The 14,502-nt window shown below is 60.3% G+C and carries 15 protein-coding genes; 8 read left to right on the forward strand and 7 right to left on the reverse strand.

What is annotated here, in order from left to right; all coding sequences use genetic code 11:
* Window positions 1–37: 37 nt before the first annotated feature.
* Genes AC1DK3_RS15700 through dapF form a run of 5 tightly spaced genes read right to left on the reverse strand, consistent with a single transcriptional unit; the run spans window position 38 to window position 4,626 of the window.
* Window positions 38–649, reverse strand: a complete 612-nt coding sequence (locus tag AC1DK3_RS15700) for a septation protein A (RefSeq protein WP_477193186.1) — start codon at window positions 647–649, stop codon at window positions 38–40.
* 4 nt (window positions 650–653) lie between these two features.
* Entirely contained in the window at window positions 654–1,322 is a 669-nt protein-coding gene (locus AC1DK3_RS15705; RefSeq protein WP_477193187.1) for an inner membrane-spanning protein YciB, read from the reverse strand.
* Window positions 1,323–1,346: 24 nt separating this feature from the next.
* Window positions 1,347–2,441: a signal recognition particle-docking protein FtsY gene (gene ftsY, locus AC1DK3_RS15710; protein WP_477193188.1), complete on the reverse strand. Its 1,095-nt coding sequence runs from the start codon at window positions 2,439–2,441 to the stop codon at window positions 1,347–1,349.
* Window positions 2,438–3,700 carry a tRNA (N(6)-L-threonylcarbamoyladenosine(37)-C(2))-methylthiotransferase MtaB gene (gene mtaB / locus AC1DK3_RS15715; protein WP_477193189.1) on the reverse strand — a complete coding sequence of 421 codons (1,263 nt, stop codon included), beginning with the start codon at window positions 3,698–3,700 and terminating at the stop codon, window positions 2,438–2,440. The genes ftsY and mtaB overlap by 4 nt, the downstream gene beginning before the upstream one ends.
* A 56-nt stretch (window positions 3,701–3,756) precedes the next feature.
* The gene (gene dapF / locus AC1DK3_RS15720; protein WP_477193190.1) at window positions 3,757–4,626 is read right to left on the reverse strand and encodes a diaminopimelate epimerase; all 870 of its coding nucleotides are present in this window, start codon (window positions 4,624–4,626) and stop codon (window positions 3,757–3,759) included.
* Between the two features lie 504 nt (window positions 4,627–5,130).
* On the opposite strand from dapF, the gene AC1DK3_RS15725 reads away from it, so the two are divergent.
* The 5 genes from AC1DK3_RS15725 (at window position 5,131) to rimM (ending at window position 9,283) form a co-directional block, all read left to right on the forward strand.
* Window positions 5,131–5,697: an acyloxyacyl hydrolase gene (locus AC1DK3_RS15725; protein ID WP_477193191.1), complete on the forward strand. Its 567-nt coding sequence runs from the start codon at window positions 5,131–5,133 to the stop codon at window positions 5,695–5,697.
* 363 nt (window positions 5,698–6,060) lie between these two features.
* Window positions 6,061–7,638, forward strand: coding sequence for a signal recognition particle protein (gene ffh / locus AC1DK3_RS15730; protein ID WP_477193192.1), 1,578 nt, complete (start codon window positions 6,061–6,063; stop codon window positions 7,636–7,638).
* Between the two features lie 54 nt (window positions 7,639–7,692).
* Window positions 7,693–8,064, forward strand: a complete 372-nt coding sequence (gene rpsP, locus AC1DK3_RS15735) for a 30S ribosomal protein S16 (protein ID WP_339086416.1) — start codon at window positions 7,693–7,695, stop codon at window positions 8,062–8,064.
* A gap of 8 nt (window positions 8,065–8,072) precedes the next feature.
* On the forward strand, window positions 8,073–8,591 hold the full coding sequence (locus tag AC1DK3_RS15740; protein ID WP_477193193.1) for a hypothetical protein: 519 nt from the start codon (window positions 8,073–8,075) through the stop codon (window positions 8,589–8,591).
* Window positions 8,592–8,689: 98 nt separating this feature from the next.
* Entirely contained in the window at window positions 8,690–9,283 is a 594-nt protein-coding gene (rimM, locus tag AC1DK3_RS15745; RefSeq protein WP_477193194.1) for a ribosome maturation factor RimM, read from the forward strand.
* Here the strand turns inward: rimM and AC1DK3_RS15750 are convergent.
* The gene (locus AC1DK3_RS15750; protein WP_477193195.1) at window positions 9,280–10,554 is read right to left on the reverse strand and encodes an FAD-dependent monooxygenase; all 1,275 of its coding nucleotides are present in this window, start codon (window positions 10,552–10,554) and stop codon (window positions 9,280–9,282) included. The two genes, rimM and AC1DK3_RS15750, sit on opposite strands and share 4 nt — an antisense overlap.
* Before the next feature lie 112 nt (window positions 10,555–10,666).
* Here AC1DK3_RS15750 and tesB point away from each other — a divergent pair, with 112 nt between their 5' ends.
* The 3 genes from tesB to AC1DK3_RS15765 all read left to right on the forward strand — a co-directional run bounded on the left by tesB (window position 10,667) and on the right by AC1DK3_RS15765 (window position 13,697).
* Window positions 10,667–11,563 carry an acyl-CoA thioesterase II gene (tesB, locus tag AC1DK3_RS15755; RefSeq protein WP_477193196.1) on the forward strand — a complete coding sequence of 299 codons (897 nt, stop codon included), beginning with the start codon at window positions 10,667–10,669 and terminating at the stop codon, window positions 11,561–11,563.
* A gap of 230 nt (window positions 11,564–11,793) precedes the next feature.
* Window positions 11,794–12,132 carry a P-II family nitrogen regulator gene (locus AC1DK3_RS15760; RefSeq protein ID WP_013950212.1) on the forward strand — a complete coding sequence of 113 codons (339 nt, stop codon included), beginning with the start codon at window positions 11,794–11,796 and terminating at the stop codon, window positions 12,130–12,132.
* A gap of 44 nt (window positions 12,133–12,176) precedes the next feature.
* A complete protein-coding gene (locus tag AC1DK3_RS15765; RefSeq protein ID WP_477193197.1) occupies window positions 12,177–13,697 on the forward strand; it encodes an ammonium transporter in 1,521 nt (506 codons plus the stop codon).
* A 122-nt stretch (window positions 13,698–13,819) separates the two neighbouring features.
* Here the strand turns inward: AC1DK3_RS15765 and AC1DK3_RS15770 are convergent, their stop codons facing one another.
* Entirely contained in the window at window positions 13,820–14,284 is a 465-nt protein-coding gene (locus tag AC1DK3_RS15770; RefSeq protein WP_477193198.1) for a L,D-transpeptidase family protein, read from the reverse strand.
* Window positions 14,285–14,502 lie beyond the last annotated feature (218 nt).

Raw genomic sequence — 14,502 nt, forward strand, 5'->3', positions numbered from 1 at the left:
TGCGAATAACAGAAAGGCGTCGAGGCGGCCCTTCGAATTACGGCGCTTTAGGCCCATCGCCGGCAGGGGCTTCGTATTTCTTCAGGATACCTATTTGGGCGAGCGCGAAAATGAATGTGATCGGCATAATGCCGAAGACTTTGAACGCCACCCACGTGTCGGTGGAGAACAGCCGCCACATCACCTCGTTGAGGATCGCGAGAAATACGAAGAACAACGCCCATCTGAGCGTCAGAATCCGCCAGCCCTCTTCAGAGAGGCGCATGACGTCACCAAAGACGATCTTGAGAAACAGACGGCCCGAAACAAGCCCCGCGAATAGAATTGCCGCGAAGAGACCGTTCACGATGGTCGGCTTGATCTTGATGAAATGATCGTCCTGCAGCCACAACGTCAAGCCACCGAACACCAGCACGAAGACGCCGGTAACGAGCGGCATCGTAGCGATCCGCCCGAGCAGAATGTGTGACGCCGCAAGCGAAATGACCGTCGCGACCATGAAGGCCCCGGTGCCAGCGAAGATGCCGTAGCGGCTGTTGCCGATGAAAAATACGACGAGCGGGCCAAGCTCGACGAGCAGCTTGATCAGCTGTTTGCGATCGAACTGCGGCTCGTCGCTGGAACCCGGCGCATTTTGCTGATCCGACATGTCTCTAGCCTTCAACGTTCGCCGGATCGGGCAGGCGATATTTCTGCATGAACCTGGTGAGGACCCACGCATAAAGTCCAGACACCGGCAGGACGATCGCGACCTTGAACAGGATCCAGACGTTCACACCGTCCATTTCATGGCCCAAAATCTCGTACATCCGGTTTTCTTGAAAGGTCTGACGAACGTATTCGTTCGCGGCAGCCGTCAAAAAGAAGAAGAGCGCGAAGCTCCAAGTAAACTTGTGCCAGCCTTCATCGGTGTAGTGGAACGTTTTATCGAAAACATATTTGAAAAAGTTCTGGTTCAACCAAAGCCCGGAAATCAGGAACACACCGAACAGAGCATTGAAGATCGTAACTTTGATCTGAACCCACATCGGATCATGCGTGATGAGCGTCAGAGCTGCAAAGACGATCGTGACGCTCGACGCGATAAGCGGGAAAATCGGCGGCCGGTGGAACATGTAAAGCATCACGCCGATCGCCAAGAACGTCGTGCCGATCAGCGCCCAGGTCCCCGCATTGATGCCGAAGAATGCGTTGACGACGAACATCGTCACCAACGGGCCGAACTCACTGAGAATGTTGATCGTCTGCTCGGCGTTGAATGGAAAGAAGCGCTTCCGTGCCTTCATCAGTGGAGCATTCCCGATATTTAAGTCTTGGGTCATATGGTGTTCCGTTCCCCCGAGAGGTCAGATCCCTGCAATGGCTTGCGCAAAATCCGCCGCCGAAAAGGCCTGCAGATCGTCCACCCCTTCTCCGATGCCGATGGCGTGCACTGGTAAGCCGAACTTGGCTGCAATCGCGACAAGAATGCCCCCACGGGCCGTCCCATCGAGTTTCGTCATGATCAAACCTGTCACACCGGCGCGGTCTCTAAAAACCTCGACTTGGTTCAGGGCGTTCTGACCCGTCGTCGCATCAAGCACAAGCACAACGTCGTGCGGTGCGCTCGGATCAAGCTTCTTTAGAACGCGTGTGACTTTTTCGAGTTCTTCCATCAGGACCTGCTTATTTTGCAGCCGCCCGGCCGTATCGAGTAAAAGCACATCCGCGCCAGTCGCTTGCGCCTGCTTCAAGGCGTCAAAGGCGAGGCCTGAAGAATCTCCGCCAACTTCGCGCGCAACGACGGGAACGCCCGCGCGCTCGCCCCATACCTTCAACTGGTCTATGGCCGCCGCACGGAACGTATCACCCGCGGCGAGCACAACCGATTTTCCTTCGGATTTGTATTTGTTGGCAAGCTTGCCGATCGTCGTCGTCTTGCCCGTGCCGTTGACGCCGACCATCATGATCACATGCGGTTTATGCGACGGCTCGATGACAAGCGGCTTGGCGACGGGCGTCAGCACCCGCTCAACCTCCGTCGCGAGAACACTTCGCACCTCGTCGGCGGAAATGCCCTTCTCGAAGCGCCCCTTGCCGATGGCGTTCGTGATCCGGCTCGTCGTCTCGAGACCGAGATCCGACTGGATCAAGAGATCTTCGAGATCATCGAGCGTATTGGCGTCGAGCTTTCGTTTTGAAAATAGATCGGTAATGCCGGACGTCAATTTCGATGACGTTTTGCCAAGCCCCGACTTCAGCCGTTGAAACCAGCTCTGTTTCACAGGCGGTTCGGCGACGGGCGCGATGTCTTTGGCGACGGCGACCGGCGGAGCGGCGTCCGGAGCGTCAGACGGAGGAACCTCCTCGCTGCGTTTCGCCTCTTGTTCAGGGGCAGGCTCTGACGCACCTTTGAAAAAGCGGCCGAAGATCCCTTTGCCTTTTTCCTTGGATTCGCTCACGCGCAAACCTCGCCGACGAGCCGTTGCGCATCCGCGCGCTTGATGTGAGCACTCACGATCGCGCCCGCACTGTGAATACGCTCGCCCTGCATGAGAACCTCTGCAAATTGCGGCGTGCGTCCATTGCCGTCGCGTTCGACCAGCACTTCGACCACCTTCCCGCGTTGACTTTCGAGATACGAAGCGAGCACGTCGCTGCCCTTGGCGCGAAGCTTGGCTGCACGCTCCTTCACGACGTTCCCTGGAACTTGCGGCATACGTGCTGCCGGTGTTCCTTGGCGAGGAGAAAATGGAAACACGTGAAGATACGTAAGTCCGCATTCATCGACGATGCTGTGAGAATTTTCGAACATGTCATCCGTTTCAGTTGGAAACCCCGCGATGAGATCGGCGCCGAACACGATGTCGGGCCGTAGCGTCCGCGCTTTCTCGCAAAACGCAATCGCGTCGGCGCGCAAATGCCGCCGCTTCATTCGCTTCAACGTAAGATCGTCGCCGGCTTGCAGCGACAAATGCAAATGCGGCATCAACCGCTCCTCTTCGCCGAGCGCGATCATCAGATCGGCATCGGCTTCGACTTGATCGATCGACGACAGGCGAAGACGCACAAGTTCCGGCACATGCTTCAACACCTGCCGCACGAGCTGGCCGAGCGTCTGAGCACCGGGAAGATCGCGGCCATAAGACGTGATGTCGACGCCCGTCAGCACGACTTCCAAGTATCCACGCTCGACGAGCCCGCGCACCTGCGTGACGATTTCGCCAGCTGGCACCGAGCGCGACGGACCGCGGCCGAACGGAATAATACAAAACGTGCAACGATGATCGCACCCATTCTGAATCTGCAAATACGCGCGCGTGTGGGAATGAAAACCGTCGATCATATGGAGCGCCGACTCGCGCACGCTCATGATGTCGTTCACCAGAACCCGCTCGCTCGTCGACGTCGACAACCCGGCGAAGGTCTCTGCCTTCATCTTCTCGTCATTGCCGATGACGTGATCGACTTCGGCCATATCGGCAAAGCGCTCTGGCTCGATTTGCGCCGCGCAGCCGGTAACGATAATGCGTGCGTCCGGTCTCGCGCGCCGCAGCCTGCGCACGGTTTGCGCGGCCTGGCGGACGGCTTCGCCTGTCACTGCACACGTATTGACGATGACGGCGTTATCAAGCCCCGCCTCGCGTGCATGACGCCGCATAACCTCGGATTCATAGACATTCAGCCGGCAGCCGAGCGTGATTACTTCGGGTTCGGACATAAGCTTCGTCGTCGTCCTTTTGAGAGGCGCTCGCAATAGCGAAGCCGGGCGTCGGACTAGACCGACACCTTTGCCAATTTGGAAAAATCGATCGCGCCCTCGTACTCGAACTCCACGGGGCCCGTCATCAGGATGTGGTTATTGGCCGCCCACTCGATCATGAGATCGCCGCCGGGTAGGGTTACTTTCACGCGGCGTCCGGTGAGCCGCTTCCGGGCAGCCGACACCGCCACGGCGCACGCCGCCGAGCCGCATGCCAACGTTAATCCCGCTCCGCGCTCCCACGTTCTGACGAGAATGGATTCCGAAGACGTCACATGAGCCAGCGAGATATTCGCGCGCTCCGGAAAAATCGGATGGTTCTCGAGCAACGGCCCAAATCGCCCGAGGTCGTAGAGATCGAGATCATCGACCCAGAAGATCGCATGCGGATTGCCGACATTGACGACGGACGGAGAATGCAAGACCGGATTATCGATCGGCCCGACTTGCAGCTCGATCGCCCGCGTGTCGCGGAATTCTTCCGCCAGCGGAATATCCTGCCACGAGAATTTGGGCTCTCCCATATCGACGGTTATCGAAGCCTGGTTTTTGACGACCGTGTCGAGAACGCCTGCGCGTGTTTCGACCAGAAAGCGATCGCCCGCGCCGCCTTGGGCAAGAAACCAGCCGACACAGCGCATGCCGTTGCCGCACGCTCCGGCTTCCGATCCGTCGGCGTTATAAATGCGCACGAACGATTGGGTGCCCGCCGTTTTGGGCGCGTGCAGAACCATCATCTGGTCGAACCGCGAAATACGATCCGCGGCAACCGCCGCGACTTCTTCCGGCGTGAACGTCCGGGAGCTATTGCGCAAATCGACAACGACGATCTCGTTGCCGAGTCCGTTCATTTTGAGGAAGGGAAGTGTCGTTGCGGTATTCATGTGAGCCTATATGGCGAGAAGCGCAAAAAATGACAATCGGAACAGGGTCACGGATCGGAAAGGCCGCGCTATGATCGATATTCCGGCGATTGCCTTGTCCTCGTCGCGGAACAAACGCCCTGGCTTGTCCGTTAGAGTGCCGCAAATGCTTGTTTTAGTTGAACGAACTTCGAGCGTCGCTCAAATCCCATGAGAACCTAAATGGCGCAACACTCGTCGAACCCGCTCCTTTTCAAAATCGCCCTGGCCCGCGCGCGCCCTTGCTATTGCTACGGTTGTATTTGCCTCGCCCCCGACGAACGAGCCTATGAGCGCCGCGTTTTCAGATTGGCGCGCGCCTGGGGCAGGCAACACAAGCGACGCACCCCGGCTTTACAAAGTTAGCAAGTAGGCCGGGCGGACAGTGTGACAGGGGCGCAAGCCGGCCCGAGTTTCTGTCGTTCGCGCCTTGCGCAGATAACGAAATCCCGCACAAGTACCCTTTAAGTCGTCGGGGACAGGGCCTTGGGATTGGGCGTTTACGCGCGCATCGTGGCGACAGCCGGTCTTGCCGCCGTCATGGTGGCCGGGGCGACGAGCGGTGCGTCGGCCGAAAGCCTTCTCTATGCACTCAAAGTCGGCGTTCTCGCCCATGACGTGCCGGACCTCTGGAGCGGCTTCCAGGTCGAGCACAACGCCGTTGACATCAATATCGAAGCCCAATTTGCAGCGGCGTGGGCGCTGCCCTGGGGCGCCATCCGGCCGGTGATCGGCGGCTCGATCAACACCCGCGGCGACACCAGCGACGGCTACATCGACGCCCGCTGGCAAGGCGATTGCCCGTCTGGGCTATTCTTTGGACTGGGCCTCGGCGCCGCCATCCACGACGGCGAAATCGGCGGACCGGGCTCCGATCCCGACAAGAAATGGCTGGGCTCGCGCGTCCTGTTCCACATTCCGCTCGAGGTCGGCTACCACCTCGACGAGCATTCCGACATTTCGGTCTATTTCGAGCACATGTCGAACGCCTACACCCAAAAATTCAACGAAGGCATGGACCGCATCGGCCTCCGCTACGGCTACCGCTTCTAACCGCGCCTGCGCCGGCCCCGCGTGGAGGCGTCGCACCCGCCTCCAAAGTTGACATTTTCGCCCCTTTCCCCCATACCCACGCCATTCCGACGGCCCTGAACACAGAGCCGCCGCCCTGCACATGGCCTTTTTTCGCGAAAAGCGTCCGGGAGGCAGGGGGGTTAACATCCGGCGGCGCGTGGCGCTCCCGGGTGCGTTTGTGCTTTGTGCGCGGTCCAGCTTTGCGCATGGGACGGACGTTCCCACATCTAACGTCATCCCGGCGAAGGCCGGGATCCATCCAGGCTTCAGGCTTGGGAGGATCCCCGCCTGCACGGGGATGACGACCGAAACGAGTTAGCAAGAACGGGTTTGCAAGGCTGAATGTTTCAGAGTCTCTCAGATCGCCTCTCAGGCGTCCTTGATAAGCTGACCCGACGCGGCGCGCTGACCGAAGGCGACGTCGTCGAGGCCATGCGCGAAGTTCGCCGCGCCCTTCTCGAAGCCGACGTCGCGCTCGATGTCGTGAAAGACTTCACCGAGAAGGTCAAAGCCAAGGCCGTCGGCGCCGAAGTCCTCCGCTCCGTCACGCCCGGCCAGATGGTCGTCAAGATCGTCAACGACGAGCTCGTCGCGATGCTCGGCTCGGATGCGCAACCGATTGACCTGCACGCGGCTCCGCCCGTCGGCATCCTGATGGTCGGCTTGCAGGGCTCGGGCAAAACGACGACAACCGCCAAGATCGCCTACCGCCTGACGAACCGCGATCGCAAGAAAGTGCTGATGGCGTCGCTCGACACGCGGCGACCGGCAGCACAGGAACAGCTGCGCGTCCTCGGCGAGCAGACAGGCGTCGCGACACTCCCGATCATCGCGGGCCAAAATCCGCTTCAGATCGCCCGCCGTGCCGAAGACGCAGCCAAGCTCGGCGGCTTCGATGTCATCATTTACGACACCGCCGGCCGCGTGACCGTCGACGAAGAGCTGATGGATGAGGTTCGCGACGTCAAAGCCGCGATCCACCCGCACGAAGTTCTTCTCGTCGCCGACTCGCTGACCGGCCAGGACGCCGTCAACACCGCGAAGGCCTTCGACGGCCATATCGGCGTGACAGGCATCGTCCTGACCCGCGCCGACGGCGACGGCCGCGGCGGCGCCGCGCTTTCGATGCGCGCGGTAACCGGTAAGCCCATCAAGCTGATCGGCGTCGGCGAGAAATGGGACGCGCTCGAAGATTTCCATCCGGGCCGCATCGCGTCGCGCATTCTCGGCATGGGCGACGTCGTCTCGCTCGTCGAAAAAGCGGCTCAAACGATCGACGTCGAAAAGGCGACGAAGATCGCCGAGAAGATGAAGAAGGGGAACTTCGACCTCGAAGACCTCTCCGATCAATTGCAGCAGATGCAAAAGCTCGGCGGCATGGGCGGCGTGCTTGGCATGTTGCCGGGCGTCTCCAAGATCAAAGGCCAGATCAACGAAGCTGGTCTCGACAAAAGCCTCGTTCATCAGCGCGCGATCATTTCGTCGATGACGCCGAAGGAACGGCGCAACCCGAAAATTCTCGACGCCAAGCGCAAGCGCCGCATCGCTGCGGGCTCGGGCACCAAGGTCGAAGAGCTCAACAAGCTACTCAAGATGCACCGCCAGATGGCGGACATGATGAAAACCATGGGCCGCAACGGCGGCATGCTGAACAAATTCCTCGGGCGCACCGGCGGTGGGCCTTCGGAGGCCGAGATGCAGGCGATGCAGGCCGATCTCGCAAAGCTCGACCCGAAGGCGCTCGAACAGCTCCCCGCCGAACTCAAGGAGCAGGTCGCCAAGGGCCTTACCGGCGGGTCCACGCCGAGCCTTCCTTCCGGTCTCGGCCTTCCTGGTCTCGGTGCCGGACTGCCGAGAGGCCTTCCAGGCCTCGGCGGGGGAATGCCGAAATTCCCCGGGCTTCCCGGAAAGAAAAGATGACGTCTCAAACAACCACTTCAAAAACGCATTCGATTTGAACAGGAGAACAGTACTATGTCGGTGAAAATTCGCTTGTCGCGCGGTGGCGCCAAGAAGCGTCCCTACTACTACGTCGTCGTTGCCCACCACACGAGCCCGCGCGACGGCCGTTACATCGAGCAGATCGGCACCTTCGATCCGATGCTCAAGAAGGACGATCCGAACCGCATCAAGCTCGTTGAAGAGCGCGTAAAGCATTGGCTGAGCGTTGGCGCGCAGCCGACCGATCGCGTTCTCCGCCTGCTCGACGTTACCGGTCTTGCCAAGCGCGAGGCATCGGTCAATCCCGAGAAGGCGAAGCCGAAGAAGAAGGCTCAGGAGCGCGCCGCCGCAGCTGCAGAGAAAGCCGCCAAGGCTGCCGAAGCCGCACAGGGCGAGACCGCCTAAACCGCGAGTTGAACCGCGAACTGACGCGCGAGATATTTCGTGTTTCCAAAAAACCTCTCGAGTGCAACTCGGGAGGTTTTTTCGTTGCAGCTCTCACTGGCCCGAATTTTGGAGCACCACCTCTGGGTGAGTGGGAGTGGACCGCAATGATAGAGTGGAAGGCCGCAGATGGCCTGTATGAGATCACGAGTGCGCGCGAGCGCAAACAGGTACATGCATTTGAGCGATTCATTTTGATACGCCGCAAAGGCCGGCTGTTCGGCGCGGATCCTCAAGGCAGGGTCTATACGGGCGAGCTGGATTCACACCCGAAGCACCCGGCAGCGAGGACTTTCCTGCGCGGAACTTACAAAATTCCGCTGCGCTATCGATCGGCGCGCCACCCCGCGCACTCCAAGCCGAGCTATACCGTACCAATAAGCGGCGAAATCGATCCCTACGCATTATCTCAGAATGTGACAGTCCTCGTCGGCGGCAAAAAGATAGATATCCAGATTACGTATCTCGGCCCCTTGCCGAGCCAGTAGCCGCCCCGCAACAATAAAACTCCGAAAATAAAAACTGCGGCACCGCGCGATTGAAAATATAACGCCACTTGCAACCCGAGACTTGGCTGGAACCTCCATTGCCGAACAACAAGACCACAAACCGAATCCTCGTCGGCGAAATCTCCGGCGCTCACGGCATCCGCGGCGACGTCCTGGTCCGCGCGTACACCGGAGCCCCCGAAGCCATCGCGTCCTACGGGCCGCTAACCGACGCTGCGGGACAGCGAAGTTTCACACTCCGCGTCGTGCGCGTGACGAGCAAAGGCATCGTCGCGCGAATTGGTGGAATTGAGGACCGCAATGCCGCTGAGCCGTTGCGAGGAACCAAGCTGTATATAAACCGCGATAGATTGCCGGAATCGGAAAGCGCGGAATACTATTACGCCGATCTCATCGGCCTTCGCGCAGTGGCAAGCGACGGCAGCGCACTTGGAAAGATCGTCTCCGTACAGAATTTCGGCGCGGGAGATTTACTCGAGCTGAAACCCGGCGACGGCACCGAGACCGAGTTCATTCCGTTCGAGGATCGATGGGTTCCGGCAGTCGACCTTGCAGCCGGTACCATAGTTATCAATCGCCCTGAATTGACGGGAAGCGACGATGAGGACGCTGAGGATCGATCCGAAGGCCCGGAAGAATCGGAAGTATCGGGCGAAGACGATCGCTCCTAGACGGGGCAGCCCCTCGCGAGCTTCGGCAGATCTCCGGTAACGCCCGCGGCTTCGGCGATAATGAAATCCTTGAGGCTCGGCAGACGGTCGAGAACCCCCAGCGCCGCGCCACGGCCTGCTCTGAGCACGATGTTGTCGACGGCGAAGGTGCGATTGAGGCTATCGTAAAGCGTCGCGGACATTGTGGAATCGAAGCGGCGCCAGCGCTGATAACGCTCGAGATGCGTACCGTTGCCGAAGTCGATCCCGAGACGCCCGGCATCCGCCAAAACTTCGATCATCGCGGCCGCGTCTCTGAGAGCGAGGTTGACGCCTTGTCCCGCGATTGGATGCACGCCATGCGCCGCATCGCCAACGAGCGCGAACCGCGGCGCGATGAGCCGCCGCGCAATGCGCACATCGAGCGGCCAAGACTGGCGACGCCCGTCGAGCGTGATCGCGCCAAAACGGCCTCCAATGCGCCGATCGAGTTCAGCGAGAAAATCATCGTCATTGAGAGCCGTCATCCGCGCCGCTTCGTCTTTGTCCGCGCTCCAAGTGATGCAGGCGCGATTGTTCGGCAGCGGCAGGATCGCGAATGGACCGCCCGGCAAGAAATGCTGGATCGCGACGCCACCATGCGGCTCTTCGAATTTCACGCGCGCCACGATGCCGGTTTGCGGATAGGCCCAGCCGATCGTCTTGATGCCGGCGTCGTCCCTGAGCTTTGAATTTCTTCCGTCGGCGGCGATGGTGAGCTGAGCGCTGATCGCCCTTCCGTCGCGAAGTGTAAGTTCACTCGAATATTCTCCGAGCAACATCCCATCGACGTCCGCCGGAGCGATCCAGCTGACGGAGGGATCGTTGGCGACCGACTTGTAGAGCGCCGCCTGAAGCGACGTTGCCGGCACAATGTAGGCGGCGGGCGATCCGTCCTTCGTGTGCGCGTCGTAAGTGACCCGCGACGGCCTGAAGGCGTCGTCGATATTCGAATCCGAAATCTCGATCGATGTGACGACCTGAGCGTCGCCGCTCACCGCATCCCAGACGCCGAGACCCTCGAGGATTTTCTTTGTCCCGGCCCAAATCGCAAACGCCCGGCTGTCGGAACCGGCGGGCGTCGCCGCGGGATCGGCGCGCTCGATGACGGCAATTTTGATATCCGGCCCAAGGGCCTGAGCGAGCCCCCGCGCGACTGCCAAGCCCGCGAAGCTGCCGCCCGCAATCGCCACATCGAATTTCAAAACACGCACCACCGACTGCACCACCGGACTGAATTGCCGCGACAGCAACTTGCTTTTCGCTGACGCCGTGACAGCCTAGATATCTTCGCGCCGGCCTTCAACGCGCCTGCCAGACCGTCAACGTCTTCATCTCACTACAACTTCCTTGCGAAAGTCCATCATGACAGCATCGCCTTCGTCGCATTCGGCCCTGGACAAGCTCCTTGAGACGCTGACCCTGGAACCGCTTGAAGACAACCTGTTCCGCGGACCGAAGGCGACCGAAGGCTGGCAACGCGTTTACGGCGGCTTGGTTCTTGGCCAAGCCGTAGTTGCAGCCGCATCGACGGTCGACGAGAGCCGGTCCATCCACTCATTGCATGGCTACTTCCTGCTCGCCGGCGATCCCGAGCGAGAAATCGTGTACGACGTTGAACGTATCCGCGACGGCGGCAGTTTCACGACCCGCCGGGTGCGCGCCATCCAGCATGGACGCGCCATTTTCTCGATGAGCGCCTCGTTCCACAAACCGGAGGCGGGTTTCGAGCATCAGTCGAAAATGCCCGACGTGCCCCCGCCCGAGGCCCTCCCCAGCAGCCAGGAGCTGCTGCGCGCCGGCAATGCCGATCTGCCCGAAAGCATGCGTTCCTACCTCAGCCGCGACCGGCCAATCGACGTTCGCATTGTCGATGCTTCTCGCTACGCCAGCCGGGAGCCGAGGCCCGCAATGCAATCGATCTGGCTCAAAACCAATGGCCCGCTCAATGGGAATGCCTACATCCACCAGGCGGTTCTAGCCTACGCGTCGGACTTCACCCTGCTCGACACGGCCCTGGTCGCCCACGGCAAGCTGCTGTTCGACAGCGATATCCAATTGGCGAGCCTCGACCACGCCATGTGGTTTCACCGGCCGTTCCGCGCCGACGACTGGCTGCTCTACGTCCAGGACAGCCCCAGCGCCTCTGGCGCGCGCGCCTATTGCCGGGGCGCGATATTCAACCGCCAGGGACAACTGGTTGCGTCTGCAGTCCAGGAAGGACTGATGCGCCCCAGAGAAACCGCATTCCTGCCCAAATAGCGTTCAATCGGCCCAAAATGCACAATTTCTGTGCTTGCTACGTGTGCTGAACGCGCACCGGATCTGCGGGCTGATAAACTTTCCGTTGTCTAATCAACAGCTTGAGTAAGCGCTGCGAAACTGGCACGCGTCTTGACTCCCTACGTCGCGAAGTCTGCTTCCCGGCGTGGGGATGAGACTGTTTTGTCGATCACCCGGTCACGGCCGGTTCAACGAGAAAAGGGGGCCCTATGAAGCTCATTACCGCGGTAATCAAGCCATTCAAGCTCGAGGAGGTTCGCTCGGCGCTGACCGATCTCGGTCTGCAGGGCATGACCGTCACTGAAGTCAAAGGCTACGGCCGCCAGAAGGGCCACACGGAAATCTACCGCGGCGCCGAGTACGCGGTGAGCTTTCTTCCCAAGATCAAGATCGAAGTCGTCGTGCCGGGCGCACAGGTGGACAAGGCGCTCGCTGCGATCCAGCGCGCCGCGAAAACCGGTCAGATCGGCGACGGCAAAATCTTCGTTTCGCCGATCGAGCACACGGTCCGCATACGGACCGGTGAATCGGACGACGACGCGCTCTAAAGCCCAGGATTTCGCTTTTTAGACGTCAATCAGGGAGCACACACATGGAGTTTCGAACTATAGCGCGGTACGCAGGGGTCTTGGGGGCCCTCGGCGCCATTGCGCTTATTATCGACCCGGCGTTAGCCCAGGACGCAGCAACGACTGCTGCCCCTGCGGCTCCCGCCGCGGCCGCAGTGGCGCCTCCGGTGCCAAATAAGGGCGACTCCGCCTTTATGTACATCGCATCAGTCCTCGTTCTTCTGATGACGGTGCCGGGCCTCGCATTGTTCTACGGCGGATTAGTTCGCTCGAAGAACATGCTGTCGATGATGATGCAGGTGTTCGCAACGCTCTGCCTCGTCGCGATTCTTTGGGTGCTCTACGGCTACTCCATGGCCTTTACCAACGGCGGCAACCTCAACGACTTCGTTGGCGGTTTCTCCAAAGCCTTCTTGAAGGGCGTCGATTCGAACTCGCTCGCCGCAACCTTCTCGAACGGCGTCTACATTCCTGAATACACCTACATCATCTTCCAGATGACGTTCGCGTGTATCACACCCTGCCTTATCCTGGGTGCCGTTGCCGAGCGTCTGAAATTTTCGGCGATGCTCGTGTTCATGGCGCTCTGGGTAACGTTCATCTATTTCCCGATGGCGCATATGGTCTGGTACTGGGGCGGTCCAGATGCCTTCGCTAGTGCTGCCAAGGCGGTGGCGTCCGCATCGGGCGACGCGAAAGTCCAGGCACAAGCGGCTCTCGACGCCGTGCTGAAGGATGCAGGCATCGGCTTCCAGTGGGGCGCACTCGACTTCGCTGGCGGCACCGTCGTTCACATCAACTCAGGCATCGCCGCACTCGTCGGCTGTCTGATCCTCGGCAAGCGCATCGGCTACGGTAAAGAACCCATGCCTCCGCACTCGCTGGTGATGACGATGATCGGCGCCGCTCTCCTGTGGGTCGGTTGGTTCGGCTTCAACGTTGGTTCGAACCTCGAGATCAACCAGTTTGCTGGCGTTCCGTTCATCAACACGTTCATCGCGACCTGCGCAGCAGGCCTCTCGTGGACGCTCGTTGAGTGGATCGCGAAAGGCAAGCCGTCGGCACTCGGCATGGCGTCGGGCGTCGTCGCTGGTCTCGTGGCGATCACGCCGGCTTGCGGTTTCTCCGGTGTCATGGGCTCGATCATCCTCGGCCTCGTCGTCAGCCCGATCTGCTTCTTCTTCTGCTCGGCAGTTAAGGGAGCGCTCGGTTACGACGACAGCTTGGATGTCTTCGGCGTCCACTGCATCGGCGGCATCGTCGGCGCAATCGGTACGGGCCTTCTCGTCAATCCCGAGTGGGGCGGAGCCGGCATCGCCGACTACCTCTCGAAGCCCGGCGAAATGGCGGCAGGCACCTACGACATGGTCGCTCAGGTAACCGCTCAGGCCAAGATGGTCGGACTGACGCTCCTCTGGAGTGGCATCGGCTCCGCCGTTCTCTTCAAGCTGGTCGATATCGTCATCGGCCTCCGGCCGTCGGAGGAGAAAGAGCGCGAAGGTCTCGATCTCGTCGATCACGGCGAGAGCGCTTACCACTACTGATCCACGCATTTCCCGTGGCCCTGAAAAGGGCCGCGGGATCTCTCCTCCCGAGCACGCGTCTCCACCTAGACGTGCTCAACCTTGGGCCCGGCGCTTCGTGCATCGGGCCCTTTTTTATGTCTTCAAATTGAAACGATGACTTCGCATCCGCGCGGCAGCATCGCGAGGAGCCGCCGAAGATCCGTACGCCGCAGCGCGATGCAACCTTCCGTCGGCTTTAAATCGCCCCGCGCGATGTGCATGAAAATGGCGCTGCCGCGATTGCGCACACGCGGCGCATCGTTATAGCCGAGCACCACCACGACATCGTAGAGCCGGTCGGAGCGCCAAAGACGCTCGGCACTTGCGGGATAGGGCAGCTTCACCGGACGATTGTAATTGCGGTCGAAGGGACTGTCGCACCACCCGTCATTCGGATGAATGGGGTAAACATCGAGCACCGTGCGCGGCCGCCGCACATCCGGCCGATAGAGCGCATAGCGCACCGCAAACCGCCCCGTCGGCGTTGCGCCATCCCCCTCGCGCTTCAAAACCCTGATGCCGCCAAAACCCAATGCGCAGGGGACGTCGAACTGGCCAAACTGCAAACGGCCTCGCCGCGAGGCCCGAGACAACGCCCTAACGAAGAGCTTTGCCGCCGGTTTGGGGCCGCTCTGAGAGGCGCTGCGCGCGCGCCGTCCACGGGTCTTCAATGCCGCCATTCAAGGAACCAGCCATTCCCCTTGCCTGTTTGCTTGCAGACCCTATGTTGCCCCCGCACGCGATGCTAGTGTTCCACACTAAAAGCAAGCCAAGAAACTGGAGC

This window comes from Hyphomicrobium sp. 01T421 (genome assembly GCF_056398805.1).